Consider the following 24,046-nt stretch of genomic DNA (forward strand, 5'->3'; position numbering starts at 1 on the left):
CCGGGGCCAGACCCCTGCACATTTTGCCGCGGCAGTATTTCTACTGTTTGCCGTACTTCTTGTGCACCGCCTGCTTACTGACGCCCAGGCAAAGGGCTATTGCCTCCCATGACAAACCGGACTGTCTGGCCGCACGTACCAGCGAAGCTTCCCGCCGCCCGACTTCCTTCTGAAGTTCCGCTACAGCGTAGAGTGCCTCAGCCGGGCCCATTCCATCCATCGATCCCACCAGCGTCTTCATTCGATCCACCTCCATGCCGTCAACCCTAGTTGACGAAACGGGAGTCGTCAACCAGTGTTGACGTCAGTGTCACTCGAAGGCTCTATACATGGTTCGCTGCGGACCGGAACTGCCGCCCAGGTACCTGCCTGCATCAACGAAGCCAGCCTTGGCGTAAGCAGCCTGTCCCGCCGGATTACGTTCGTTGACGGACAGCACGACGCCGGTCTGGCCGCCGCCCAGCCGGGTCGTCAGCTTGCGCGCCTCCTGTGTTGCCGCACGCGCAGCCCGTGTTCCCAGGCCACGCCCTTGGCTTCCCGAGTCGATCAGGAAGCCCCTGAGAAGCCATGCAGAATCATCGTCGGACCAACCCGCCAATTCCGCAGCCCCGTACTGGAGGGTCAGCACACCCACCGTCAGCCCCCCTGACTCAATGACGTACGGCAGGCGGGACTCCTCCTCCACGCCCAGCAGCATCATGCGGAAGGGGTCGCCGACGAACTCGCGCTGGCCCTCATTGACGGAAAGCGCGGCCACGGCACCCAGGTGAATGGCCCGCGCGTCATCGTCCAGGCACTTAAGCGGAATCAGCCACACATCACCCACGCCTGAGTGATCATTCACGCTCGAAAATTGATCCTCCGAGTCATATTCAAGCATTTCGCGGGCTCTTCCTATTAGTGTTGTCACAACTGTTCCCTACGTCGAAGGAACCTCTCCATGAACCGGCCGAACGTCATTCTGATCTGCGTGGATGAATGGAGGGGCGACTGCCTGTCCTCGGACGGCCATCCCTTCGTCGAAACTCCCCATCTCGATGAACTCGCCCGAAGCGGCGTACGGTTCTCCAAGGGCTATTCTGCTACCCCATCCTGCGTCCCTGCCCGTGCGGCCTTGTTTACAGGACAGTCTCAGGAACGGCACGGCCGGGTGGGGTATAACGACGGCGTACCGTTTCACGCTGTCCACCCGGTGACAGTACAGGACGAGTTCAGAAAAGGCGGATACCACACCCAAGCAATCGGCAAGATGCATGTGTGGCCCGAACGCTCAAGGCTCGGCTTCGACGACGTGCTCCTCCATGACGGCTATCTTCATCACGCGCGGCGGGAACATCAACAGCATTTCGCCATGTTTGACGACTACGTGCCGTGGCTCCGGAGGCAGCCGGGGATGGGCCCGGATGCCGAGTATTTCGATCACGGCGTGAACTGCAACTCGGTTGTAGCCCGACCGTGGGACAAGGCAGAGAACCTGCACCCTACGCATTGGATCGGCACGCAGGCCATCGAATGGATGCACCGCCGCGATCCCGTGAAACCCTTCTTCCTCTACCTTTCCTTCCACCGTCCGCACCCACCGTACGACCCGCCGTCGTGGGCTTTTGAGCAGTACCTCGGCATCCCCGAGTATGAGGCCTTGGTGGGCAATTGGGAACACCACTGGGATGAGAACCGCAGGGACGGAGACTACCAAGCAAGCTACGGCAGAATGCCGGACCACGTGGTCCACCGTGCCAGGGCTGGGTACTACGGCCTGATGGCGCAGATCGATCTGCAGATCAACCGGATCAAGGAGTCACTGGCGGATTTCGGACTCGATGACAACACGGTCATAGCCTTCACCAGCGACCACGGTGAAATGATGGGCGACCACCACATGTTCCGCAAGGCCGTACCCTACGAAGGATCCGCCCGCATACCCTTCATTATCGCCAACTCCCCTGCAGCAAAGGATGCAGCGCGTGGGACCGTAGTGGACCACGTCGTAGAACTGCGGGACATCATGCCCACGCTGCTGGATCTTGCCGGTTTGCCCATACCGGACTCCGTGGATGGAAAGTCCCTTGCGCCACTGGTGCGCGGCGAGAATACCCAATCCGTCCGGGACGTCCTGCATGGCGAACACGTGTACTGGGGACAGAATCTCCATTGGTTGACCGACGGACACCACAAATACATTTGGGGCTCCGGCGAAGGAACCGAAGAACTGTTCAATCTCGACGCCGATCCGCAGGAACGCTTCAACCTCGCCGACGATCCCGCGAGCTACGCTGAACTGCACCGCTGGCGGGATCGGATGGTGGAGACACTCCGGGACCGTGAAGAAGGCTACGTGGTCAACGGCACGCTGGTGCCAGGGGTTCCGGTGGTCTCCATGTTGCGGCACGCACGGGAGAAAGCCACTGAGGCCCTCTCCAGTGCTTAGTTGCCGTAGAAGATCTTCTCGAACACTCCCCTGGCCCGACGACTGAGCCGTAAATAGTCCTCTTCAAACTGGCCGGCATTCCCTGGAGCATATCCACACCAGCGCGCCGCAGCTTCAAGGTCCTTGCGTGAAGACGGCAGAAGGTCAGAAGCCCGGCCCGTGACGATCACATTCGCTGAGCGTATCCTGCTGGCAAACCGCCACGCATCCCGCAGGAGCGCAGCGTCGTCGTGTCCAATGAAGTCCAGTTTTTCCGCTGCGGAGAGGGCCTCAAGCGTCGAAGTTGTCCTCAGCTCCGGATGCTTGCCGGCGTGCTGGAGCTGGATCAACTGCACCAGCCATTCGACGTCGCTCAGCCCGCCGCGCCCAAGCTTGACGTGACGCGCAGGGTCAGCGCCTCGCGGCAAACGTTCAGACTCCACGCGTGCTTTGATTCGACGGACTTCCCGCACATCCTGCTCCGCCAACTCCCGTGGGTAGCGGATCGGGTCAATAAGCTTGACGAAATCGGCGGCCAGCTCATCGGAACCGGCCATGGGACGCGCCCGCAGCAGCGCCTGGGCCTCCCAAATCAGCGACCACCGACGGTAGTACTCCGCATAGGACTCCAGCGACCGGACCATCGCGCCGTTCTTGCCTTCGGGCCTCAGGTCCGCGTCCACCATGAGTACCCGTTCAGCCATGATGGCCGGCTTGAGCGGCTGGGTGAGGAAGCTGGAGACTTTGGCGACGATCGCCGTCGCCTGCTCCTGGGCCTCTGCGTCAGAGAACCCGGGACGGGCGCGATGCACATAGATGACGTCGGCGTCCGAGCCGTAACCGATTTCCCGTCCACCCTGCCGCCCCATGGCGACCACCAGGACATCAGTTTTCAGAGGACCATCGGCGGCAATGACGGATTCGGCTACATGAAGCGCCCCCAGGACAGCGGCCCGGTCGGTTTCGGCCAGGGCAAGGCCAACTGCGTCCTGGTCCAGCAATCCGGAACTGTCGGCGATCGCTGTCCGCAGAATCTCGCGGCGCCGGATCAAGCGAATGAGCCGCATGGCACTTTCGGGATCGGGGTGGCGGGAAAGCTTGGACCGGATCTCCTGCCACTGTGCCTCGAACGGGATAGGCACCAGATCCTTATCACTCCCCAGCCAGGCCACGGATTCCGGGGAAACTTCCAACAGATCCGATATCAACCGGGAGTTGGCCAGCACCTGGCACAAGCGTTCCGCAGCCGCCTGCGAATCCCTCAACAGACCCAAATACCAATGTGTCGTGCCCAGGGCCTCGCTGACCCTGCGGAAGGCGAGCAGACCGGCGTCGGGGTCCACGCCTTCGGCGAGCCAGCCCAGCAGAATGGGAAGGAGCTGGCGCTGCAGCGCCGCCCGCCGGCTGACTCCGGCCGTCAGTGCTTCAATGTGTCGCATTGCCCCTTGCGGATCCGAGTAGCCCAGGGCAGCAAGCCGCCCTTGGGCTGCCTCCGGGCTGAGCTTGGCATCCTCGCTGCTCAGCTTGGCCGCAGTATTGAGCAAGGGGCGGTAGAAGATGCGCTCATGCAGCTCCCGCACGGCTTTCTTTGTCTTCTGCCAGGTCGCCATCAGCTGGTCCGGATGGGGCCGCTCCAGCGAAAAGGGCCCCAGGACGGCCTTGGCAAGGAACCGCTGTGCGTCCTCCGCCACAGGCATGAGATGGGTTCGCCGCAGCTGGAAAAGCTGGATCCGGTGCTCCAGCAAGCGCAGGTAGCGGTAGGCGTTGTCGAAAGCGGCTGCATCCGTCCGGCCGATGTAACCCCCGGCAGACAGTGCGGCAATGGCTGACGTGGTGTCCCTGCATCGCAGGGATTCGTCGGACTTTCCATGGACCAGTTGCAGCAGCTGGACGGTGAACTCGACATCGCGAAGACCGCCGCGCCCCAGTTTGATCTGGCGCTGTTCCTCAGCCGCGGGAATGTAATCGGTGACCCTGCGGCGCATCGCCTGCACGGATTCGACGAACCCCTCGCGGCCCGCGGAGGCCCACACCAGCGGTTCCACTGCCTTCTCGTAGCGTTGGCCCAGTTCCCGGTCGCCGGCAATGGTGCGGGCCTTCAGCAGCGCCTGGAACTCCCAGCTTTCTGCCCAGCGTGCGTAGTAGCTGAGATGGGAGGGCAAGGTTCGGACCAATGGTCCCGATTTTCCCTCGGGACGGAGGTTGGCATCGACTTCCCACAGCCCGGGCTCCGGCGCTGACGAGGAAATCGCACGGGAAATCCCGGACGCCAGGGCAGTACCGATGGTGGACGCCCGAGCGTCCTCCAGCTCCCCTGCCTCTATGACGTAGATGACATCGACGTCGGAGATGTAGTTCAGTTCACGGGCGCCGCACTTGCCCATGCCCATGACGGCAAGCCCGACGTCGGCGATCTCCGCGGCAGCGTACTGTCCTGCCGCTTCGGCCCGGGACACGGCGAGGGCAGCCTCGATGGCGGCACCAGCGAGGTCCGCCAGCTCGGCGCCGACAGCCGGCATGAAGTCCTGGGGCGATGCGGCACAAAGATCCTTGATGGCCAGCTCTGTCAGCCCGCGTCGATAGGCGCTCCGAAGTGCCGCGTAGGCCGGCATGCCGGTTATCCCGGCCACAGGGCGCTGGGCTCCGGGTTCGGCCTTCACGGAACGGAGCAGCATGGCCCGGAGTTCTTCGCTGGAGGCTTGCAGGGGCTCCGGGCTGACGCGGACCTCGAAGACATCAAGGTGTTCCGGCCGGCGCATGAGGAACTCCCCCAGCGCCTCGGAAGCGCCCAACAGACGGTACATGGGCTCGCTGATGTCCTGCTCCGCCGCAGCCAGCTTCTGCAGCCCTGGATTCTTCTCCAGAAGCCGGACCAACGATTGCAGGGCCGTATCCGGGCTCGCTGCCATGGAGAGCCCGGCAAAGAACGCTTCTTGGTCAATGCCCTCAAGTTCAGGGGCCGCAAGGAAACGTTCTGCCTTTTCGAGATCACTGAAACCGGCTGAAATGAGCCGACGTGCAAGGCTCATTGGCCCTGCCTACAGAATGCCGAGGTTGCGCTGCAACTCGTACGGCGTGACCTGGAGGCGGTAATCCTGCCACTCCGCGCGCTTGTTGCGCAGGAAGTGCTCGAAGACCTGCTCGCCCAGGATCTCGGCTACAAGCTCCGATTCCTCCATGGCGCGGATGGCGTCGTGGAGGCTGGCCGGCAATGGCGCATGCCCCATGGCCCTGCGCTCCGCGGTGGTCAACGACCAGACGTCGTCTTCTGCTGCAGCGGGAAGTTCATAGCCTTCCTCGATGCCTTTCAGCCCTGCGCCCAGCAGGACAGCGTAGGCCAGGTACGGGTTGGTGGCGGAGTCGATCCCGCGGTACTCGATGCGCGCCGACTGGCCCTTGCCGGGCTTGTACAGCGGAACGCGGACAAGCGCGGAACGGTTGTTGTGTCCCCAGCTCAGGTAGCTCGGCGCCTCGCCGCCGCCCCAGAGCCGCTTGTAGGAGTTCACGAACTGGTTGGTGACAGCCGTGAATTCGGGAGCGTGCTTCAAAATTCCCGCGATGAACTGGCGTGCCGTCTTGGACAGCTGGAACTCAGCTCCGGCTTCAAAGAACGCGTTGGTGTCGCCCTCGAACAGGGAGAAGTGGGTGTGCATGCCGGAGCCGGGGTGGTCGGTGAACGGCTTGGGCATGAAGGTGGCGTAGGTCCCCTGCTGGAGCGCGACCTCCTTGATGACCGTACGGAAGGTCATGATGTTGTCAGCTGTCTGCAGGGCGTCCGCGTAACGGAGGTCGATCTCGTTCTGGCCCGGACCGCCTTCATGGTGGCTGAACTCCACGGAGATGCCGACGGATTCGAGCATGGTGACAGCCGTACGGCGGAAGTCCTGGGCGACTCCGCCCGGAACGTGGTCGAAGTAGCCGCCCTCATCCACGGGAACCGGCGAGCCATCGGGGCCAAGGTCTTTGGACTTGAGCAGGTAGAACTCGATCTCCGGGTGGGTGTAGCAGGTGAACCCCATGTCCGCAGCCTTGGCCAGGGTCCGCTTGAGGACGTTGCGGGGGTCAGCTGCGGAGGGTTCGCCGTCAGGAGTCAGGACGTCGCAGAACATGCGCGATGTCTGCTCCGTCTCACCGCGCCATGGAAGGATCTGGAAGGTCGACGGATCCGGCTGGGCGAGCATGTCGGACTCAAAGACGCGGGCGAGGCCCTCGATCGCTGAACCGTCAAAGCCAAGGCCCTCTTCAAAAGCTCCTTCAACCTCGGCGGGCGCAAGCGCCACCGATTTAAGGGAACCCACGACGTCGGTGAACCACAAGCGTACGAAGCGCACGTCACGCTCTTCGATCGTCCGCAGAACGAACTCTTGCTGGCGGTCCATAGGGCCTCTTTTCCGATTCAGTGTCCATGCCGCTGGTTCCAATGGTTTGGAGCCACGACAACTCAGCCTTCACTCTACTAAGTCTTCGGTGCTTATGCCGCAGCAGTACCTGCGCGTAACACAGCGTTTACATTCAGTGACGCTTGGCACACTGGTGGCAGGCGTCGTCGGCACCCCTTAGGCTCTACCCATGGCCCCGAGCAACCTTCCTGAGTCCACCACGCCCGCCGAAGTTCCCGCACCCTACGGAACCGGCCCGGCATCTGCTGCCACGACGCCGGCTGCAAGCGCCGGTAAGCCGATCAGCAGAGTCAGGATCCACCACCTCCAGCAAGCCAAGGACAACGGCGGTCGCTTCGCCATGCTGACTGCCTATGAGCAGTACACCGCAGAGATCTTTGACCAGGCAGGAATCGAAGTCCTCCTCGTCGGAGACTCGGCATCCAACAATGTCTTTGGCAACGAGACGAGCCTGCCCGTCACTGTGGACGAACTCCTGCCCCTGACACGGGCGGTGAGCCGGGCGGCCAAGAGGGCCCTGATCGTGGCGGACCTTCCCTTCGGCAGCTACGAGGTTTCGCCAGGGCACGCAGTTGCTACCGGCGTCCGGTTCCTCAAGGAAGGCCTGGCGCACGCCGTCAAGATCGAGGGGGGCGCCTATTACGCGGACACCGTTAAAGCCATGGTTCAGGCCGGCATCCCCGTCATGGCCCACATTGGCTTCACTCCGCAGAGCGAACACTCCCTGGGCGGTTATCGCGTCCAGGGCCGCGGAGACGATGCACAACGCCTCGTGGACGACGCCGTTGCGTTGCAGGACGCCGGAGCCTTCAGCGTGCTCATGGAAATGGTTCCGGCGGAAACGGCGGCCGTCATCGATGCCGCGTTGCGGGTACCAACCGTAGGTATCGGTGCCGGAAACGCCACCACAGGCCAGGTCCTCGTGTGGCAGGACATGGCTGGTCTGCGGGGAGGCAAAATGGCCAAATTCGTCAAGCAATACGCCGATCTGCGCACCACCCTGAGCGACGCAGCCGCCGCTTTCGGCGAGGACGTCAGGTCCGGGCAGTTTCCCGGACCTGAGCATTCCTTCTAGTCGTCGTCCTGGGCGTCCCAGGCATCGTTTCGGGCTTTAACCTTTTCCAAGGCGTGTTCGGCTTCTTCCCTGGTTTTGTAAGGGCCAATCAGCTGGGTCCAATCGGACATGGCGTCCTCTTCGATCTCGTGCGTCTTGACGTTATACCAGTACTCCGTCACGTCTCCTCCTCGGTCCTTGGGCGGCTGGACGCGTAACGTTGGCGGGGTCACAGGAACCCAGCCACCCTTTGTTACTTACGTCTCTTGTGTGCCTTATATGATCAATCTATGCCTTCTCTTGCTTCGACTGCACCCATCGGCGCCCTCACCCCCGGAACCATCAGCCCCGAGCGGCCCGTCCCGGCCTCCATTCCCCGGCCCGAATACGTCGGCAAGAAGGCGCCGGCCAAGTTCACAGGTTCCGAGGTGAAGTCGGCGGAGACCATCGAAAAGATCCGCATCGCCGGCAAAATTGCGGCCCAGGCGATCGTCGAGGTCGGCAAGCACCTGGAGCCCGGCGTCACCACGGACTACCTGGATAAAATCGGCCACGAGTTCCTTCTGGACCACAAGGCCTATCCCTCCACGCTTGGCTACCGCGGCTTTCCCAAGTCGTTGTGTTCCTCGCTGAACGAAGTCATCTGCCACGGGATCCCCGATTCCACCGTGGTGCAGGACGGCGACATCTTGAACATCGACATCACAGCATTCATCGGTGGAGTCCATGGGGATACCAACTACACTTTCCTGGTTGGCGACGTGGATGAGGAATCCCGTCTGCTGGTCGAGCGTACGCAGGAGTCGCTCAACCGGGCCATCAAGGCCGTGGCCCCTGGCCGCGAAATCAACGTAATCGGCCGTGCCATCCAGTCCTACGCCAAACGCTTCGGCTACGGCGTGGTACGGGACTTCACTGGCCACGGTGTGGGTGAGGCCTTCCACACGGGCCTCATCATTCCGCATTACGACGCAGCCCCGGCGTATAACACCGTGATCGAGGCAGGCATGGTCTTCACCATTGAACCCATGCTGACGCTCGGCACCATCGAATGGGACATGTGGGCCGACGACTGGACAGTCGTTACCAAGGACCACAAGCGCACGGCCCAGTTCGAACACACCCTGCTGGTCACTGAGACCGGCGCGGAAATCCTTACCCTTCCCTGAGCTCGTCGGAAGGTCCAGCAGCCCGGGCGGCTGCGCCATGCCCATCACCTCCTGCCATGATCGGAATTGCATTGTCCAAGAAGGATGAGAAGACCCACAAGAACGCACCGCTGATCGGTATCGACATCGGTGGCACCGGCATCAAGGGCGGCATCGTCGACCTGAAAAAGGGCAAGCTGATTGGTGACCGCTTCCGTGTTCCCACACCCCAGCCCGCAACTCCTGAGGCAGTGGCCGAAGTTGTAGCCCAGATTGTCGAAGAACTGTCCAGCCGCCCGGACGCCCCGGCTGCAGACTCCCCGGTGGGTGTGACCTTCCCCGGGATCATCCAACACGGCGTGGTCAACTCAGCTGCCAACGTTGACAAGACCTGGCTCGGGACTGACATCGACGCAAGGTTTACCAAGCGCCTTGGCCGTCCCGTGGAGGTCATCAACGACGCCGACGCAGCCGGCCTGGCGGAAGCCCGCTACGGGGCCGGCGAAGGCGTGGATGGAACGGTCCTGGTCATCACTCTGGGAACCGGCATTGGTTCTGCTTTCATCTTCAACGGCCAGTTGGTCCCCAACGCCGAGCTGGGCCACCTGGAGGTGGACGGACACGACGCCGAGACCAAGGCCTCCGCTGTGGCCCGTGAACGCGATGGCCTGACCTGGGACGAGTATGGCGTCCTGCTCAACCGATACCTCCAGCACGTTGAGTTCCTGTTCTCCCCCGAACTTTTCATTGTGGGCGGCGGAATCTCCAAGCGCTCCGATGAGTACTTCCCGCACCTGGACCTGCGCACCAAGATCGTAACCGCGAAATTGAAGAACGACGCCGGTATTGTCGGTGCAGCGCTTGAGGTCGCCCTGCACCACAAGCTCGCCAAGTAGTCCGCAGGATGGCTGAAGGCACGACTCCGGGAGTCGGAACGGTTATCGTCACTGGAGCCAGCCGAGGTATCGGAGCTGCCGTAGCCCGCGCTGCGGCCCGCGCCGGATACGCAGTGGTGGTCAACTACTCTGAGGACAGCACCGGCGCTAAAGCCGTGGCCGAGGACATCATTGGCCTGGGCGGCCGGGCACTGACCGTCCAGGCGGACGTCAGCCGCCCTGCCGACGTCGTGCGTTTGTTCGAGGAAGCCGCAGGCTTCGGTCAGGTAACCGCTGTTATCAACAACGCGGCCATCACCGGTAACCTGATCGGCACCCTGGTGGGCGTACCGGCCGAGACCATTCAACGGGTTGTTGACGTCAACGTGTCCGGGATGATCTACATGTGCCAGGAAGCCGTGCGGCGGCTCTCGACGGACAACGGCGGCCGTGGCGGATCAATCGTCAATATCTCGTCAACCGCCACCAAGGCGGGCTCCCCCGGCACTTGGGTCCACTACGCTGCCACGAAGGGCGCTGTGGATGTCCTCACGGTTGGTTTGGCGGCCGAGGTGGCCAAACAGGGCATCCGGGTTAATGCGGTGGCCCCCGGCAGCACCAACACCGGATTGCATGCCGCCGCCGGGATGCCGGACCGGGTGGAAAGGTTGAACCCGACCATTCCCATGGGGCGCGGCGCTGAGCCCGAAGAAGTGGCGGCGGCCGTCCTATGGCTGATGACCGCCGAGGCCGGGTACATCACCGGCGCTGTTCTTCCTGTTTCCGGCGGCCGCTGACCGGTGCGCCGAAAACGCTCACCTGGACGCGTGCCGGTCCTGGTGCCGGTGGCGGGTGCGGCTTCCCCTCCGCACCGCCACCGGAGCTACAGCGGGCTCTTCTCTGAACCCTTGGCCTCTTTTGCGCCGGTCTTCGCATGTTCTTCATGCTCGTGGCGAAGCAGTGAAATGGCCGATTCGAAATCTTCCAGGGACTCAAAAGCCTGGTAGACGCTGGCGAAACGCAAGTAGGCCACCTCATCCAGCTTCCGCAGTGGGCCAAGAATAGCCAAACCAACCTCGTGCGCATCAATTTCCGCCGCACCCGAAGACCGGATATTCTCTTCGACTTCCTGAGCCAGCATGGCGAGATCGTCCTCAGTGACCGGGCGTCCTTGGCATGCCTTGCGGACACCACTGATGACCTTGATGCGGCTGAAGGGCTCGCCGACGCCGGACCGTTTGATGACGGACAGGCTGGTGGTCTCCACCGTGGTGAACCGTCGGCCACACTCGGGGCATTGACGGCGGCGGCGGATGGAAGAGCCGTCGTCAGCCATGCGGCTGTCAACGACGCGGGAGTCGGGATTCCGGCAGAACGGACAATACACGCTGGGCCTCCCCTGATAGATCCGGCACGGAACGGGACCGGCGGCAGCCGGGGACGCAAAAGGTGCCGGAAGTTTAACTTCCGGCACCAGTTTACGTTTGTTCACTACGTAATGACAAGCGTGTAATTACTACATGTAGTGGTGGGCACCCTTATATGTAGTGGTTCAGGCGGTTACGCGAAGCGGATCCGGACCGCGTCGCCGTGACCGGGAAGGTCCTCGGCGCCTGACAAGCTCACGATATGGCCGCTGACCTGCTCCAGCGCCGAACGGTCGTAGTTGATGACCTGCACGGCACGAAGGAACGTGGTGACATTCAAGCCTGAAGAGAAGGCTGCTGTCCCACTGGTGGGCAACACGTGGTTGGATCCGGCACAGTAGTCTCCCAGACTGACGGGGCTGTAATCACCCACAAAGATGGCGCCGGCGTTGCGGATCCGAGACGCAACAGCCGCAGCATCCGCCGTCATGATTTCCAGGTGTTCAGCCGCATAGGCATTGCAGACCGCGATCCCCTGCTCGAGATCATCCACCAGCACCACACCAGACTGGGGCCCGGACAACGCCTCCAGAACCCGGGCGCTGTGCTTGGTGACGGCAGCCTGCCGCGCCAGTTCAGACACGACGGCGTCAGCCAGGTCAGCAGAGTCCGTCACCAGAACCGAAGCTGCTTTGGGATCGTGCTCTGCCTGGCTGATGAGGTCGGCGGCCACGAGGGGGGCCTGTGCCGTGGAATCGGCAAGAATGGCAATCTCGGTGGTGCCGGCTTCGGAATCGATGCCCACCACGCCCTTGACGAGCCTCTTGGCCGTGGCAACGAAGATGTTACCGGGGCCAGTCACCACATCCACGGGTTCAATGGGCAACTCGTCCGCGGATCCCGGGATTCCGTAAGCGAGGGAAACGATCGCCTGTGCACCGCCGATGGCATAGACCTCATCAATGCCGAGCAGCTTTGCCGCAGCCAGGATGGTGGGGTGCGGAAGGCCGTCGAAGTCTTTCTGGGGTGGGGAAGCCAGGGCAATCGACTCAACCCCGGCAGCTACAGCCGGCACCACGTTCATGATCACTGAGGAGGCCAGAGGCGCGAGTCCGCCGGGCACGTAGAGCCCCACGCGGCCCACCGGAATCCAGTTCTGGCTGACAACGGCGCCATCGGCCAGGGCAACATCCACATTGGCCGGGCGCTGCTGCTCTGCAAACTGCCTGGCGCGGCTGATGGACTCTTCCAAAGCAGCGCGGACATCGGGGTCCAGCCCGGCCAAGGCCTGGGCCAGCGCCTCAGCCGGAACCCGCGGGTGGGACTGTTCCACGCCGTCGAACTTCCTGGCCAGCTCAGCGAGGGCTGCAAAGCCGCGGCCGCGGACGGCTGAAATGATGTCCTGGACCTTCTGCTCGGCGTCGGCCATGGTCTGATGGCGCGCCCTGGGGACTGCGGCACGCAGCTCAGCCAAGGAAAGGTGGCGGCCCCGGAAATCGATGCTCCGGAAATCGAGGGAAGCGGCGGCGCGGGCGGAAGTATCCGAAGAAGTGGTCACTTGGCTATTTTACGGGCTTCTTGGAAAGAACCCCGAACAGCGCCAGGACGAACGTGATGAAGGCCGTGGCAGCCGGCCACAACAACAGCACAGCAAAGGAACGGAGCGTGAATCCATAGCCTGGGCCCACGGCAGGGTTGGGGGCCGGGCCAAACAGCTGCGCGGTCAGCAAGCCAACCAACCACGCCACAATGCCACCCAGGGCGCCGCCAACAAGTGCGAAGGTCAATCGGCGCGCCACGTTGGGACCCTGCAGTTTCCCGTCCAGCATGACCCCCGTGAAGCACCCCGCCACGAGAACCAGCCCCGCCAGGACCAGGTCGCGTGGAAGCCAGGACTCAGGATTGCCTGCATCGGCAAGCGCGGGGTTGCCGGAGACCAGGTTGAGCCCACCCGGAGCAAACAGCCACCAGAGCACACCAAGAAGGACGCCGGCGGCCGGCGGAAGGACAAGCCAGAGGGCCTCCTTGAAACTGCGGGGATGCGCGGCCGCAGCCGGTTCGGCAACAGCAGGTACGTGCACGGTTGGCTCGGTCATACTCCTCACATTAACAAAGGTTCATGCAGGCTCAACAAAATGAGGACCCGGCGGTGCCGGAGGAATACTCTGAGGGGAGACTCAGCCCCCAGTCCAGGAGATTCATCCACGTGACAAGCGAACCATCCGGCTTTGACCAGACTTTCCGGGAGATGTTCCGCAGGCATGCCGCCGGGGTTGCCATCATCACGGCGAACTTAAACGGAAAACCCTTCGGCTTCACGGCCACCTCTGTGGCGTCGCTGTCCGCCGAGCCGCCCCGGTTCACCTTCAACATGGCCAGGAGCTCCAGTTCGTGGCCGGCCGTAGCCAATGCCGAATACATCGGCGTCCACATGCTGGGGCTTGAAAATCAAGCCCTCGCCAACCGTTTCGCACGGACACGTGACCGGTTCGAAGGCGACCATTGGGAACCTGGACCCCACGACGTGCCGATTCTCAAGGATGTCAGTGGCTGGCTGGTGGGCAAGATCCAGATGCGGCTCTCGTTCGAGAACAACGCAGTGGTCGTAGTGGAGGTCATCGATGGCCAAGTAGGCGACGACGGCACTCCCCTGCTGTACCACAGCGGCGGTTACAGCAAGCCGGCACCGCTCGACTACGAAATCTGACCGGGCGAAATCCGTGACTGGCGGATTCTGACCGCTAGTTGTCCAAACAGGCCGGACCAAGCAGGACCTTCAAGTCACCGAAAAGCGACGGACTGGGGTTGACCCGCATATGCACGGGCAGCCCCATGACCTCCACTTTGGTATCACCCATCAGCTTGAGCCGGACTTCGGAGTTCCCGCGGTGGGTGCGCAGCACATCACGCAGATCCGTTACTACCGCTTCCGTCGCCTTGAACGTGGGAATGGTAATAACCACCGGACCATTAACGCTTTCGCTGAGGTCAGGCACCGAAAGCTCCATGCAGTTCAAGGTCACGGCGCCGTCGTCCCGGCGTTGGAGCCTGCCCTTGACCACCACAATGAGGTCCTCCGCCAGGACGGAGGCGATGGGACCGTAGACCTGCCCGAAGAACATGACCTCCATGGATGCGCCGAGGTCTTCGATTTCTGCCCGGGCGTAGGCGTTGCCGCTGGCCTTGGCGATCCTGCGGCTCAACGAGGTGATCATGCCCGCGATGGTGACAATCGCGCCGTCGTGCGGTCCATCCTCACCAATGATTGAAGTAATGGACTGTTCCGCGTGCTGGCTAAGAACGCCCTCCAGCCCTTGCAAGGGATGATCTGAAACGTAGAGTCCCAGCATGTCCCGCTCGAAGGACAGCTTGTCCTTCTTCTCCCACTCGGGAAGGTCCGGGATTTCTGTGGTGAGCGACGCTTCGGGCTCCTGGTCCTCGAAGCCTGCGAAGAGGTCGAACTGGCCAATCGCCTCGTTGCGCTTGAGGGTGATCACGGAATCGATGGCTTCTTCGTGGATCATGGCCAAAGCCCGGCGGTGGTGCCCCAGCGAATCGAAAGCGCCGGCCTTGATCAGCGATTCGATGGTGCGCTTGTTGCACACGACGGCCGGAACCTTCAAGAGAAAATCCTTGAACGAGGTGTAGTTGCCCTCTGTGGCGCGCGTTGACACCATGGCGTCCACCACGTTGACGCCGACGTTCCGGATGGCCCCCATACCGAAACGGATATCCGTTCCAACCGGGGTGAAGTTCAGCGAGGATTCGTTGACATCCGGCGGCAGCACCGTGATGCCCATGCGCCGGCACTCATTGAGGTAGATGGCCGATTTGTCCTTGTCATCACCCACCGAGGTCAGCAGCGCAGCCATGTATTCCGGCGCGTAGTGCGCCTTCAAGTAGGCCGTCCAATAGGAGATCACGCCGTACGCAGCTGAGTGGGCTTTGTTGAAGGCGTAATCGGAGAACGGAAGCAGAATGTCCCACAGGGTCTTCACGGCAGCCATGGAGTAGCCGTTGTCCTGCATGCCTTGGGAGAACCCGGCAAACTGTTTGTCCAGTTCGGATTTCTTCTTCTTGCCCATGGCGCGGCGGAGAATGTCAGCTTGGCCCAGCGAGTATCCGGCCAGCTTCTGCGCCACAGCCATGACCTGCTCCTGGTACACGATCAGGCCGAAGGTGCCGCCGAGAATTTCCTTGAGGGGTTCTTCCAACTCCGGGTGGATGGGAATGACCTCTTGGATCCCGTTCTTGCGCAGCGCGTAGTCAGTGTGGGCGTTGGCGCCCATGGGACCCGGGCGGTACAGCGCCAGGACGGCGGAGATGTCTTCAAAGTTGTCAGGCTTCATCAGCTTGAGCAAGGACCGCATGGGTCCGCCGTCAAGCTGGAAAACGCCCAGGGTGTCACCGCGGGCAAGGAGTTCATAGGATGCAGCGTCGTCGAGTTCCAGGTTTTCCAGGTCCAACTCTACGCCGCGGTTCATCTTGATGTTTTCCAGGGCATCCGAAATGATCGTCAGGTTTCGAAGGCCCAGGAAGTCCATCTTGATCAGGCCGAGGCCTTCGGACGTGGGGTAATCGAACTGGGTGATGACCTGGCCGTCCTGGAAACGGCGCATGATGGGAATGACATCGATGATGGGGTCCGAGGACATGATGACACCGGCGGCGTGGACACCCCACTGGCGCTTCAGGCCTTCGATTCCCAAAGCCGTCTCGAAGACCTTGGCCGCCTCGGGATCGGTGGCGATGAGTTGGCGGAAATCGCCCGCTTCGCTGTAGCGCTTGGATTCCGGGTTCTGGATATCCGCCAGCGGAATGTCCTTGGCCATGACCGCAGGCGGAAGCGCCTTGGTCAAGGTCTCGCCCATGCTGAACGGGTAGCCCAAAACACGGGAGGAGTCCTTCAGGGCCTGCTTGGTCTTGATCGTTCCGTACGTGACGATCATCGCCACGCGCTCGTCGCCGTACTTCTTGGTGACGTAGTCAATCACTTCGGAGCGGCGCCGATCATCGAAGTCGACGTCGAAGTCGGGCATGGAAACGCGGTCCGGGTTCAGGAAGCGTTCAAAGATCAGGCCGTGCTGCAGGGGGTCGAGGTCGGTGATGCGCATGGCGTAAGCCACCATGGAGCCGGCACCGGAACCACGGCCTGGACCTACCCGGATCCCGTTGTTCTTGGCCCAGTTGATGAAGTCGGCCACCACCAGGAAGTAGCCCGGGAATCCCATGGACGTAATGACGCCGAGCTCGTAGTCGGCCTGCTTGCGCACCTTGTCCGGAATGCCCTGGGGGTATCGGTACTTGAGGCCGGCGTCTACTTCCTTGACCAGCCAGGAGGTCTCGTCTTCCCCGGGCGGGCAAGGGAAGCGGGGCATGTAGTTGGCGCCGGTGTTGAACGATACTTCGCAGCGCTCGGCGATGAGCAGCGTGTTGTCGCAGGCCTCTGGGTGGTCGCGGAACAGTTCCCGCATTTCCTGCGGCGATTTCAAGTAGTAGCCACTGCCTGAGAAGGCGAAGCGGGAACCGCCGTTGTCATAGGTCGGCTCCAGGAGCGTGGAACCGGACTGGATGGCCAGCAGTGCCTCGTGGGCCTTGGCATCGTGCTCGTGGGTGTAGTGGAGATCGTTGGTTGCCACCAAGGGAAGGTTGAGCTCCTTGGCGAGGCGCAGGAGGTCTCCGGTCACCCGCCGTTCAATATCCAGCCCGTGGTCCATCAACTCGCAAAAGTAGTTCTCCGCACCGAAGATATCGCGGAATTCTGCGGCGGCCTCCACGGCCTCCTTGTACAGCCCGAGACGCAGCTTGGTCTGGACCTCCCCGGACGGGCAACCCGTGGTGGCGATCAAGCCCTCGGAGTAAGTGTTGAGCAACTCGCGGTCCAGCCGTGGCCACTTGCCAAAAACGGAGTCAAGGGAGGCAATGGACGAGGCCCGGAACAGGTTCCGCATGCCCACGTTGTTGTAGCTCAGCAGCGTCATGTGGGTGTACGAGCCACCACCGGAAACGTCGTCCTTGCGCTGGCTTTCGTCGCCCCAGCGTACGCGTTCCTTGTCGCCACGGGCGGTCCCGGGAGTCACATAGGCTTCGACGCCGATAATCGGCTTAATGCCCTTGTCCGTGGCCTTGCGCCAGAAGTCGAAGGCTCCGAACAGGTAGCCGTGGTCAGTGGTGGCCAGGGCGGGCATGCCCAAACGTTCGGTTTCATCGAACAGCTCACCCAGCCGGGCCGCTCCATCCAGCATGGAGTATTCGGTGTGGGTGTGCAGGTGGACGAACGAATCATTGCTGGAAGTCACCACGACAGTCTACCGTCCCGGCCCGTGCGGGGCAGGGATCCCCTGCCGGCGGTGCCCTACGCTGAGCCGGTGGCGAGCAGATCCAAGGCGTACTGGAGGTCCGCCGGATACTCGCTGCTGACTTCCACCCATTCCCCGGTCCGTGGATGGGTGAAGCCAAGCTGCCGGGCATGCAGCCACTGGCGGGTCAATCCCAGGGTGGCTGCGAGACGGGGATCCGCACCGTAGGTGAGATCTCCGGCACACGGGTGACGCAAGGCCGAAAAGTGCACGCGGATCTGATGCGTCCGGCCGGTCTCCAGGTGCACTTCCACCAAGGTTGCCTTGCCGAAGGCTTCCAACACCTCGTAGTGGGTCACTGATGGCCGGCCGTCCTCGATCACTGCGAAACGCCAGTCGTGGCCGGGGTGGCGGCCAATCGGGGCATCGATGGTGCCCTCCAGCGGGTCAGGCAGTCCCTGGACCACCGCGTGGTAGACCTTCTCCACGGTGCGTTCCTTGAAAGCGCGCTTCAGCACGGTGTAAGCGTGTTCAGTCTTGGCCACTACCATCACACCCGACGTACCGACGTCGAGCCTGTGGACGATCCCTGCACGCTCGGGCGCACCGGACGTCGAAATCCTGTACCCGGCACCGGCAAGACCTCCCACTACAGTGGGTCCCACCCAACCGGGTGAAGGATGGGCCGCGACCCCCACCGGTTTGTCGATGACAACGAACTCGTCGTCGTCCAGCAGGATTTTCAGGCCTTCCACAACTTCCTCCACCACTTCCAAGGGATCCCGCCGATCCGGGACGGTGACATTCAGCACTGAGCCGGCGGCCAATTTTGCCGACTTGCCCACTGCCACGCCACCTACTGTGACGTTGCCTTCAGCGATCAGCAGCGCCGCCGCGGAACGGGAGATGTCTAGCAACTGGGCCAAGCCTGCGTCAGCCCGCACTCCTGCCAGTTCGTCGGGCACCACTACGGCGCTACTCACCGGCAGGCTCCCCGGTGGAACCGCCTGCCGGCTTGGCATCATTGGCGGGACGCTCACCACCAGACGGCTTGGGAGCAGACGTCTGACGCGTCCCATCCATGCCGATGCCGCGAAGCGTCAGGAGGCAGATGATGACGACGCCGGACACCACGGCTGAGTCTGCGATGTTGAAAATGGCAAAGTTGGGGAGCTGGATGAAATCCACCACATGTCCCATCGCAAACGACGGTTCCCGGAACAAGCGGTCAGTGAGGTTGCCCAACGCTCCCCCGAGCAGCAGGCCCAGAGACAGGGCCCACCAGGCTGATCCCAGACGCCGCAGCTGGAAGAGGATCGCCACGGATACGACGGCCATGACAATCGTGAAGATCCACGTTACGTTCTCGCCGATGGAAAAAGCAGCACCCGAATTCCGGATGTAGTACCAGTGCAGCAAGGGGGGAAGAACGGGGATCCGTTCGCCCTCCGTCATGGTGCTGGTCACCCAAAGCTTGGTGAGCTGGTCAAAGGTGTAGGCAAACACGGCGAAGCCGGCAAACAGCCAGAGCATGGCCGGGCGCCACTTGCGGCGGGCGGCGGGCGCCGGCTGCGGGGCGTCATCGGTGAAGTCGGTCATAGTGCTTTCATTCGGGAAGCGTGGCGGGCACTGTCATGGGCTTTAACAGCAAAAGCCGGTGGCCGAGGAGTCCTCAGCCACCGGCTTTCAGAATACTTGCTAAACGTCTGCGGTTGCTTCGCCGACCTCGGGGGCAGCAACGGAACCACGGGCGTCCAGGTCGCGCAGCTGGCCTTCGATGTAGGCCTTCAGGCGTGAACGGTAGTCGCGCTCAAAGCCACGAAGCTGCTCAACCTTGCGCTCAAGGACGGAGCGCTGCTGCTCCAGGGCACCGAGGATCTTGCGGGACTTCTCCTGGGCGTCGTTGACGAGGCTGGAAGCCTCGATCTGAGCCTCGGCAATGATCTTTTCCTTCTGCTGTGCACCATCGGAGACGTGCTTGTCGTGCATCTGCTGGGCCATGGCCAGCAGACCCGCAGCAGATTCAGCGGAGGGCGTGACGGTGTTGTTCGCAGCGGGAGCCTTGGCAGCGGCAGCAGCGGCTGCAGCCTGCTCGGCTTCCTTCTTCTTGGCAGCTTCAGCAGCCTTGGCTTCGGCTTCTGCCTTGGCTTCAGCTTCCTTGTCGACCTTGACGGGGGCCGGAACCTTCTCAACCACCGGTGCCGCAGCAGCTGCAGCAGGCACTGCCGAACCGGCTTCGCCGAGCTTCTTGCGAAGTTCGTCATTTTCCTGGTTCAAGCGGCGAAGTTCCACCACGATCTCGTCGAGGAAGTCATCTACCTCGTCCTGGTCGTAGCCTTCGCGGAACTTGGTCGGCTGAAAGCGCTTGTTGACAACGTCTTCTGGCGTCAAAGCCATCTGGTCACCTCGTTGGTCTAGTTAGTCAGTAGGCCTTCCGGCCGTTCAAAACTACGGTACCTAAATATCATCTGGTTCCTCCAATTCAACACCATCGTGTTGAATTGGCGAATTTGCGGCCTTTGAACCATCGGTGGTCCGGGTTCCGCGGAGCAGCTACGCCAGGCTGCTGGTTACCGCCATGGCAATACTGACGGCAATAATCAGGATCAGGAAGCCCAAATCCAAGGAGATTCCGCCCAACTGGAGTGGCGGTATCAGCCTCCGGAGCCTCCCCAGCGGAGGGTCCGTCACGGAGTAGACCACGTGCGCTGTAACCAACGCCACACCCCGTGGCCGCCACTGACGGGCAAACATCTGGACCCATTCGTAGATGAGCCGGATGATCAGGGCGATGAAGAACAGCAACAACACAATATAGATAAGGCCGAAAACAATGCCCACGAGTTAGCTCAGATCTCCCACTTGTTCCGGAATGCGGATCGGTCCCTACTATTGCAACACAGATGCCAGGCAGGTTGACCCGCCTGGCATCCGCAAAAGATCGATGTCAGCTCTGGTTGAAGAAGCTGGCTTGGGTTTCGCTGGCCTTTTTGTCATCTCCGATGACTTCAACATACGACGGCGACAACAGGAAGACTTTGTTGGTCACCCTCTCGATGCTGCCGTGGAGGCCAAACACCAGGCCGGCGGAGAAGTCCACGAGGCGCTTGGCGTCGGCTTCACCCATGTCGGTGACGTTCATAATGACGGGAATGCCATCCCTGAAGCTCTCACCGATGATCTTGGCGTCATTGTAGGAACGGGGGTGAACGGTGGTGATCTGCCTCAGGCCAGAGGTATCTTCGCGGCTGGAGGCCGCACGCTTGATGGGTGTCACGGGTGCGCGGTATTCCTCTTCGGCATCTACAGTGGGCATTTCACGGACAACTTCCCGGACCGGAGCAGGCGCCCTGCGCTCTTCCCGTTCCTGCGACTGGGGGCGTTCTTCGTCGTGGTGCGAGGCGACGGCCTGCTCAGATTCGTAGTGTTCATCGCCGTCGGCGAGCCCAAGATAGATCATTGTCTTGCGCAGAGCGCCAGCCATGGTGCACTCCTATCGTTTCTGCAGTAGGCGGGCCGCCATGACGTGACATATTGGAACCCCGGCCCGTCATTCCAATACTTTGACGCTACCCCACGGCTGGACGGGAACCGAGAATATCGGAGCCTATTCTCAGGTGTGTCGCCCCGAATTTCACTGCCGCTTCGAGGTCCTGGCTCATCCCCGCCGATATCCGTGTGGCAGCTGGATAAGTCGCCCGGAGTGCCTCCGAAATACCGGCAAGTTGCTCGAACGCCGCCTCCGGATCCGCTCCCAACGGCGCTACTGCCATGAGCCCGGACAACTGCAGGCCGGGAGCCGATTCGATCCTGTCGGCCAGCACCCCGATGTCCGAGGGGCTTGCGCCTCCACGGTGGGCACCGGCGTCGTCATCCAAATCAACCTGGATGAAACAGTCGAGGTCGCCGCGCCCAGTAGCATCCTGTTCCCGCGCAACGGCCTTGGCCAGGGCGTCCACAACCTGGAGCCTGTCGATCGACTGAACCGACGCAGCATATTTGACGACTGATTTGGCCTTGTTGCTTTGGAGTTGCCCAATGAAATGCCATTGGACGTCTACGTCGGGAAGACCGGCGCTTTTGGCGGACGCTTCCTGGTCACGGTTCTCTCCAACATCGGTCACTCCCAGTGCCGCCAGCCGGCGTACATCGTCTGCGGGATGGAATTTGGTCACCACGATCAGCCGTGGCGGGTCAATCCGTCCGGCAGCTGCGACAGCCGTTTCAATCCGGCGCCTCACCGCGTCAAGCCGGTGGGAGAGTTCGGCAGTCCGGGCATCGCCCGTCAGGCCATCGCCCTTTTCGTCGTCGCGACCAAGGCTAATCATGCGTCCACACCAAACCTGCAAATCGACCCGTCCGGGAGTCCCGGCGGTATGAGAAAAGTGAATTGTGCTCCAGCGTGCACTCCCCCGAATACTCCACGGTGACATCCATGGCTTCCAGCTGGGCCCTGACGCCGGCAGGGAGGTCCAGGGAGGGCGTGCCCCAGGACGTGGTGGCCCAGGTGGCAGGAACACGGGCCGCGACCTCGTCCCGTAACCCGGCGGGTACCTCGTAGCAGGACCCGCAGATGGAAGGGCCCAGCCAGGCACGGATGTCCTGTGCACCGTGCTTGCGCATTTCCTCGACAGTTGCGGGGACAACCGCGGAAGCCACACCGGGGCGCCCGGCATGGGCCACTGCAATCACAGGATCGGTGGCGGAACCGCTCCCCACGAAGACCACAGGTACGCAGTCGGCCACCATGACCGCCAGCGGCTGCACGGCACGGCTGGAGGCAGTGCCGGAAGCGGCGTCGGCTGAAACCATGGCGTCGGCAGTGGGCCCTGCCCCGTGGACATCAATGAACGCCACAGTGTTGCCATGGACCTGATCCATGTACTGGAATTTACCGGCTTCCAGTCCGGCGGCCTGTTCAACCTGAACGCGGCGCGCCAGGACCTCGGCGGGGTCATCTCCCACGTGGAGAGCAAGGTTCCCGGCGCCTGTATCCGTGAAAGCTACAGATACGCCGGGCCGAACTTCATTGCGCCACCAGAACACCAGGAATGGACTCTCCGAACGCGGCTTACTTCAGGAAGTCGGGGACGTCGAGGTCGTCGGAACGGCTGCCCGAAAGATCAGGCTCCACTACGGACGGGAGATCGACATCGAAGCCTGAGTCGGCGGGAAGTGCCGACGGACGCTGCTGGCCCCAGTTGCTCAAGCCTGCGGCACCGATTCCGGCCGTTGCGTGCTGCGGTGCAGCGGCGCTCGACGGGGCGCTGCTCGGGGCAGCGGGACGATCCGAGGGGACGGGGTTCTGCGCCGGACGCGACTGGTCCATGGAAGGCGAGGTCGCCTTCACGTCATCGAAGCCTGCCGCAATGACAGTCACGCGAGCTTCATCGCCCAAAGCGTCGTCAATAACTGCGCCGAAGATGATGTTGGCCTCGGGGTGTGCCACTTCCTGAACCAAACGGGCGGCCTCGTTGATTTCGAAGAGACCCAGGTCCGATCCACCCTGAATGGAGAGCAGGACGCCATGGGCGCCGTCGATGGAAGCTTCCAGGAGGGGCGAGGCAATGGCCAGCTCGGCAGCCTTGACCGCGCGGTCTTCGCCGCGGGCGGATCCAATACCCATCAGGGCCGAGCCCGCGCCCTGCATGACGGACTTGACGTCGGCGAAGTCGAGGTTGATCAGACCGGGGGTGGTGATGAGGTCCGTGATGCCCTGGACACCGGAGAGGAGCACCTGGTCCGCGGAACGGAAGGCGTCCAGGACGGAGACGTTGCGATCGCTGATGGACAGGAGGCGGTCGTTGGGGATGACAATCAGGGTGTCGACTTCGTCACGCAGGGCGTCGATGCCGGCCTCAGCCGAACCTGCACGACGGCGGCCTTCAAAGGTGAACGGACGCGTCACCACACCGATGGTCAGTGCGCCCAGCGAGCGGGCGATACGTGCCACCACGGGGGCGCCACCGGTTCCGGTGCCACCGCCTTCACCGGCGGTCACGAAGACCATGTCAGCACCGCGGAGAACTTCTTCGATCTCGTCGGCGTGGTCTTCGGCGGCCTGCTTGCCTACCTCGGGGTTCGCGCCGGCGCCCAGGCCACGCGTGAGTTCACGTCCAACGTCAAGCTTGACGTCGGCGTCGCTCATGAGCAGCGCCTGCGCGTCAGTGTTGATCGCGATGAACTCGACGCCCCGGAGGCCCACCTCGATCATGCGGTTGACTGCGTTCACGCCACCGCCGCCGATGCCGACGACCTTGATGACGGCCAAGTAATTCTGCGGTGCTGCCACGTTTCGTGCCCCTTGCTTGTGTCCTATAGCGAAACTGATCGAGTCCAACGTTGAATCCTTGGACCTTAACCCTCTAGTTGAAGGTTATAGTTATGTCAAGTAACTCTACTGCGACGGTATTTCCTATGCTTCGCACATGCAATCTCCGCTTGCGCGTGTCGTGTGATTGCCGCGAAATAAGGCCACCGTCAGCCGTAGGTTACG

General features: G+C 62.3%; 23 protein-coding genes. 6 read left to right on the forward strand and 17 right to left on the reverse strand.

Annotation, left to right across the window (positions count from 1 at the left end):
- Positions 1–40 precede the first annotated feature (40 nt).
- Together ABIE35_RS17815 and ABIE35_RS17820 are read right to left on the reverse strand one after the other, a co-directional pair.
- Complete coding sequence (locus ABIE35_RS17815; RefSeq protein ID WP_026542533.1) at positions 41–256, reverse strand: hypothetical protein; 216 nt, start codon at positions 254–256, stop codon at positions 41–43.
- A gap of 54 nt (positions 257–310) precedes the next feature.
- Positions 311–880 (reverse strand): GNAT family N-acetyltransferase, encoded by a 570-nt coding sequence (locus tag ABIE35_RS17820; protein WP_354517004.1) that lies wholly within the window; start codon positions 878–880, stop codon positions 311–313.
- A gap of 60 nt (positions 881–940) precedes the next feature.
- Here ABIE35_RS17820 and ABIE35_RS17825 point away from each other — a divergent pair, with 60 nt between their 5' ends.
- Entirely contained in the window at positions 941–2,428 is a 1,488-nt protein-coding gene (locus tag ABIE35_RS17825) for an arylsulfatase (protein WP_354517005.1), read from the forward strand.
- Here the strand turns inward: ABIE35_RS17825 and ABIE35_RS17830 are convergent.
- Positions 2,425–5,436 carry a bifunctional [glutamine synthetase] adenylyltransferase/[glutamine synthetase]-adenylyl-L-tyrosine phosphorylase gene (locus tag ABIE35_RS17830; RefSeq protein ID WP_354517007.1) on the reverse strand — a complete coding sequence of 1,004 codons (3,012 nt, stop codon included), beginning with the start codon at positions 5,434–5,436 and terminating at the stop codon, positions 2,425–2,427. The two genes, ABIE35_RS17825 and ABIE35_RS17830, sit on opposite strands and share 4 nt — an antisense overlap.
- 9 nt (positions 5,437–5,445) lie before the next feature.
- Positions 5,446–6,786, reverse strand: coding sequence for a type I glutamate--ammonia ligase (glnA, locus tag ABIE35_RS17835; protein WP_026542529.1), 1,341 nt, complete (start codon positions 6,784–6,786; stop codon positions 5,446–5,448).
- A gap of 190 nt (positions 6,787–6,976) precedes the next feature.
- On the opposite strand from glnA, the gene panB reads away from it, so the two are divergent.
- Positions 6,977–7,882 (forward strand): 3-methyl-2-oxobutanoate hydroxymethyltransferase, encoded by a 906-nt coding sequence (gene panB, locus ABIE35_RS17840; RefSeq protein ID WP_354517009.1) that lies wholly within the window; start codon positions 6,977–6,979, stop codon positions 7,880–7,882.
- On the opposite strand, the gene ABIE35_RS17845 is transcribed toward panB, so the two are convergent.
- Positions 7,879–8,043 carry an SPOR domain-containing protein gene (locus tag ABIE35_RS17845; protein WP_011774435.1) on the reverse strand — a complete coding sequence of 55 codons (165 nt, stop codon included), beginning with the start codon at positions 8,041–8,043 and terminating at the stop codon, positions 7,879–7,881. The genes panB and ABIE35_RS17845 overlap by 4 nt on opposite strands.
- 108 nt (positions 8,044–8,151) lie before the next feature.
- On the opposite strand from ABIE35_RS17845, the gene map reads away from it, so the two are divergent.
- The 3 genes from map (at position 8,152) to ABIE35_RS17860 (ending at position 10,681) form a co-directional block, all read left to right on the forward strand.
- Positions 8,152–9,030 (forward strand): type I methionyl aminopeptidase, encoded by an 879-nt coding sequence (gene map, locus ABIE35_RS17850; RefSeq protein ID WP_354517011.1) that lies wholly within the window; start codon positions 8,152–8,154, stop codon positions 9,028–9,030.
- A 71-nt stretch (positions 9,031–9,101) separates the two neighbouring features.
- Positions 9,102–9,905 (forward strand): polyphosphate--glucose phosphotransferase, encoded by an 804-nt coding sequence (gene ppgK, locus ABIE35_RS17855; protein ID WP_354517121.1) that lies wholly within the window; start codon positions 9,102–9,104, stop codon positions 9,903–9,905.
- Positions 9,906–9,913: 8 nt separating this feature from the next.
- Positions 9,914–10,681, forward strand: a complete 768-nt coding sequence (locus ABIE35_RS17860; protein ID WP_354517013.1) for an SDR family oxidoreductase — start codon at positions 9,914–9,916, stop codon at positions 10,679–10,681.
- 86 nt (positions 10,682–10,767) lie between these two features.
- Here ABIE35_RS17860 and nrdR read toward each other — a convergent pair whose 3' ends face one another.
- The 3 genes from nrdR to ABIE35_RS17875 form a co-directional block, all read right to left on the reverse strand.
- On the reverse strand, positions 10,768–11,271 hold the full coding sequence (nrdR, locus tag ABIE35_RS17865) for a transcriptional regulator NrdR (RefSeq protein WP_280627719.1): 504 nt from the start codon (positions 11,269–11,271) through the stop codon (positions 10,768–10,770).
- Positions 11,272–11,444: 173 nt separating this feature from the next.
- Positions 11,445–12,809 (reverse strand): histidinol dehydrogenase, encoded by a 1,365-nt coding sequence (gene hisD / locus ABIE35_RS17870; RefSeq protein WP_354517015.1) that lies wholly within the window; start codon positions 12,807–12,809, stop codon positions 11,445–11,447.
- 4 nt (positions 12,810–12,813) lie between these two features.
- Positions 12,814–13,347: a hypothetical protein gene (locus ABIE35_RS17875; protein ID WP_354517017.1), complete on the reverse strand. Its 534-nt coding sequence runs from the start codon at positions 13,345–13,347 to the stop codon at positions 12,814–12,816.
- Positions 13,348–13,457: 110 nt separating this feature from the next.
- Between ABIE35_RS17875 and ABIE35_RS17880 the strand changes: the two genes are divergently transcribed.
- Positions 13,458–13,958, forward strand: a complete 501-nt coding sequence (locus tag ABIE35_RS17880) for a flavin reductase family protein (protein WP_207597532.1) — start codon at positions 13,458–13,460, stop codon at positions 13,956–13,958.
- A 34-nt stretch (positions 13,959–13,992) separates the two neighbouring features.
- Here ABIE35_RS17880 and dnaE read toward each other — a convergent pair whose 3' ends face one another.
- The 9 genes from dnaE to ftsZ all read right to left on the reverse strand — a co-directional run bounded on the left by dnaE (position 13,993) and on the right by ftsZ (position 23,842).
- A complete protein-coding gene (gene dnaE, locus ABIE35_RS17885) occupies positions 13,993–17,550 on the reverse strand; it encodes a DNA polymerase III subunit alpha (RefSeq protein ID WP_354517019.1) in 3,558 nt (1,185 codons plus the stop codon).
- Between the two features lie 56 nt (positions 17,551–17,606).
- A complete protein-coding gene (locus ABIE35_RS17890; protein ID WP_354517021.1) occupies positions 17,607–18,533 on the reverse strand; it encodes an RluA family pseudouridine synthase in 927 nt (308 codons plus the stop codon).
- Positions 18,526–19,149, reverse strand: coding sequence for a signal peptidase II (lspA, locus tag ABIE35_RS17895; protein ID WP_354517023.1), 624 nt, complete (start codon positions 19,147–19,149; stop codon positions 18,526–18,528). The genes ABIE35_RS17890 and lspA overlap by 8 nt, the downstream gene beginning before the upstream one ends.
- A gap of 99 nt (positions 19,150–19,248) precedes the next feature.
- Positions 19,249–19,947: a DivIVA domain-containing protein gene (locus ABIE35_RS17900; RefSeq protein ID WP_172325758.1), complete on the reverse strand. Its 699-nt coding sequence runs from the start codon at positions 19,945–19,947 to the stop codon at positions 19,249–19,251.
- 156 nt (positions 19,948–20,103) lie between these two features.
- Positions 20,104–20,391 carry a YggT family protein gene (locus ABIE35_RS17905; protein ID WP_354517025.1) on the reverse strand — a complete coding sequence of 96 codons (288 nt, stop codon included), beginning with the start codon at positions 20,389–20,391 and terminating at the stop codon, positions 20,104–20,106.
- A gap of 106 nt (positions 20,392–20,497) precedes the next feature.
- Positions 20,498–21,034: a cell division protein SepF gene (locus ABIE35_RS17910; RefSeq protein WP_354517026.1), complete on the reverse strand. Its 537-nt coding sequence runs from the start codon at positions 21,032–21,034 to the stop codon at positions 20,498–20,500.
- An 85-nt stretch (positions 21,035–21,119) separates the two neighbouring features.
- Positions 21,120–21,878 carry a YggS family pyridoxal phosphate-dependent enzyme gene (locus ABIE35_RS17915; protein ID WP_354517028.1) on the reverse strand — a complete coding sequence of 253 codons (759 nt, stop codon included), beginning with the start codon at positions 21,876–21,878 and terminating at the stop codon, positions 21,120–21,122.
- The gene (locus tag ABIE35_RS17920) at positions 21,871–22,596 is read right to left on the reverse strand and encodes a purine nucleoside phosphorylase YfiH/LACC1 family protein (protein ID WP_354517030.1); all 726 of its coding nucleotides are present in this window, start codon (positions 22,594–22,596) and stop codon (positions 21,871–21,873) included. Before ABIE35_RS17920 ends, ABIE35_RS17915 begins: the two co-directional genes overlap by 8 nt.
- A 25-nt stretch (positions 22,597–22,621) precedes the next feature.
- Complete coding sequence (gene ftsZ / locus ABIE35_RS17925; RefSeq protein WP_354517031.1) at positions 22,622–23,842, reverse strand: cell division protein FtsZ; 1,221 nt, start codon at positions 23,840–23,842, stop codon at positions 22,622–22,624.
- Between the last annotated feature and the right edge of the window lie 204 nt (positions 23,843–24,046).

The organism is Paenarthrobacter sp. 4246 (assembly GCF_040546855.1).
In the GTDB taxonomy this organism is placed as follows: domain Bacteria; phylum Actinomycetota; class Actinomycetes; order Actinomycetales; family Micrococcaceae; genus Arthrobacter.

What these genes read in the sequence shown, in the direction of transcription:
- ABIE35_RS17825 (WP_354517005.1), top strand. Translation starts at nt 941, where the DNA reads ATGAACCGGCCGAACGTCATTCTGATCTGCGTGGATGAATGGAGGGGC.
- glnA (WP_026542529.1), bottom strand. Translation starts at nt 6,786, where the DNA reads ATGGACCGCCAGCAAGAGTTCGTTCTGCGGACGATCGAAGAGCGTGAC.
- lspA (WP_354517023.1), bottom strand. Translation starts at nt 19,149, where the DNA reads ATGACCGACTTCACCGATGACGCCCCGCAGCCGGCGCCCGCCGCCCGC.
- map (WP_354517011.1), top strand. Translation starts at nt 8,152, where the DNA reads ATGCCTTCTCTTGCTTCGACTGCACCCATCGGCGCCCTCACCCCCGGA.
- ABIE35_RS17915 (WP_354517028.1), bottom strand. Translation starts at nt 21,878, where the DNA reads ATGATTAGCCTTGGTCGCGACGACGAAAAGGGCGATGGCCTGACGGGC.
- ABIE35_RS17860 (WP_354517013.1), top strand. Translation starts at nt 9,914, where the DNA reads ATGGCTGAAGGCACGACTCCGGGAGTCGGAACGGTTATCGTCACTGGA.
- panB (WP_354517009.1), top strand. Translation starts at nt 6,977, where the DNA reads ATGGCCCCGAGCAACCTTCCTGAGTCCACCACGCCCGCCGAAGTTCCC.
- ABIE35_RS17820 (WP_354517004.1), bottom strand. Translation starts at nt 880, where the DNA reads ATGCTTGAATATGACTCGGAGGATCAATTTTCGAGCGTGAATGATCAC.
- ABIE35_RS17875 (WP_354517017.1), bottom strand. Translation starts at nt 13,347, where the DNA reads ATGACCGAGCCAACCGTGCACGTACCTGCTGTTGCCGAACCGGCTGCG.
- ABIE35_RS17910 (WP_354517026.1), bottom strand. Translation starts at nt 21,034, where the DNA reads ATGGCTGGCGCTCTGCGCAAGACAATGATCTATCTTGGGCTCGCCGAC.
- ABIE35_RS17900 (WP_172325758.1), bottom strand. Translation starts at nt 19,947, where the DNA reads ATGGCTTTGACGCCAGAAGACGTTGTCAACAAGCGCTTTCAGCCGACC.
- ABIE35_RS17830 (WP_354517007.1), bottom strand. Translation starts at nt 5,436, where the DNA reads ATGAGCCTTGCACGTCGGCTCATTTCAGCCGGTTTCAGTGATCTCGAA.
- ABIE35_RS17815 (WP_026542533.1), bottom strand. Translation starts at nt 256, where the DNA reads ATGGAGGTGGATCGAATGAAGACGCTGGTGGGATCGATGGATGGAATG.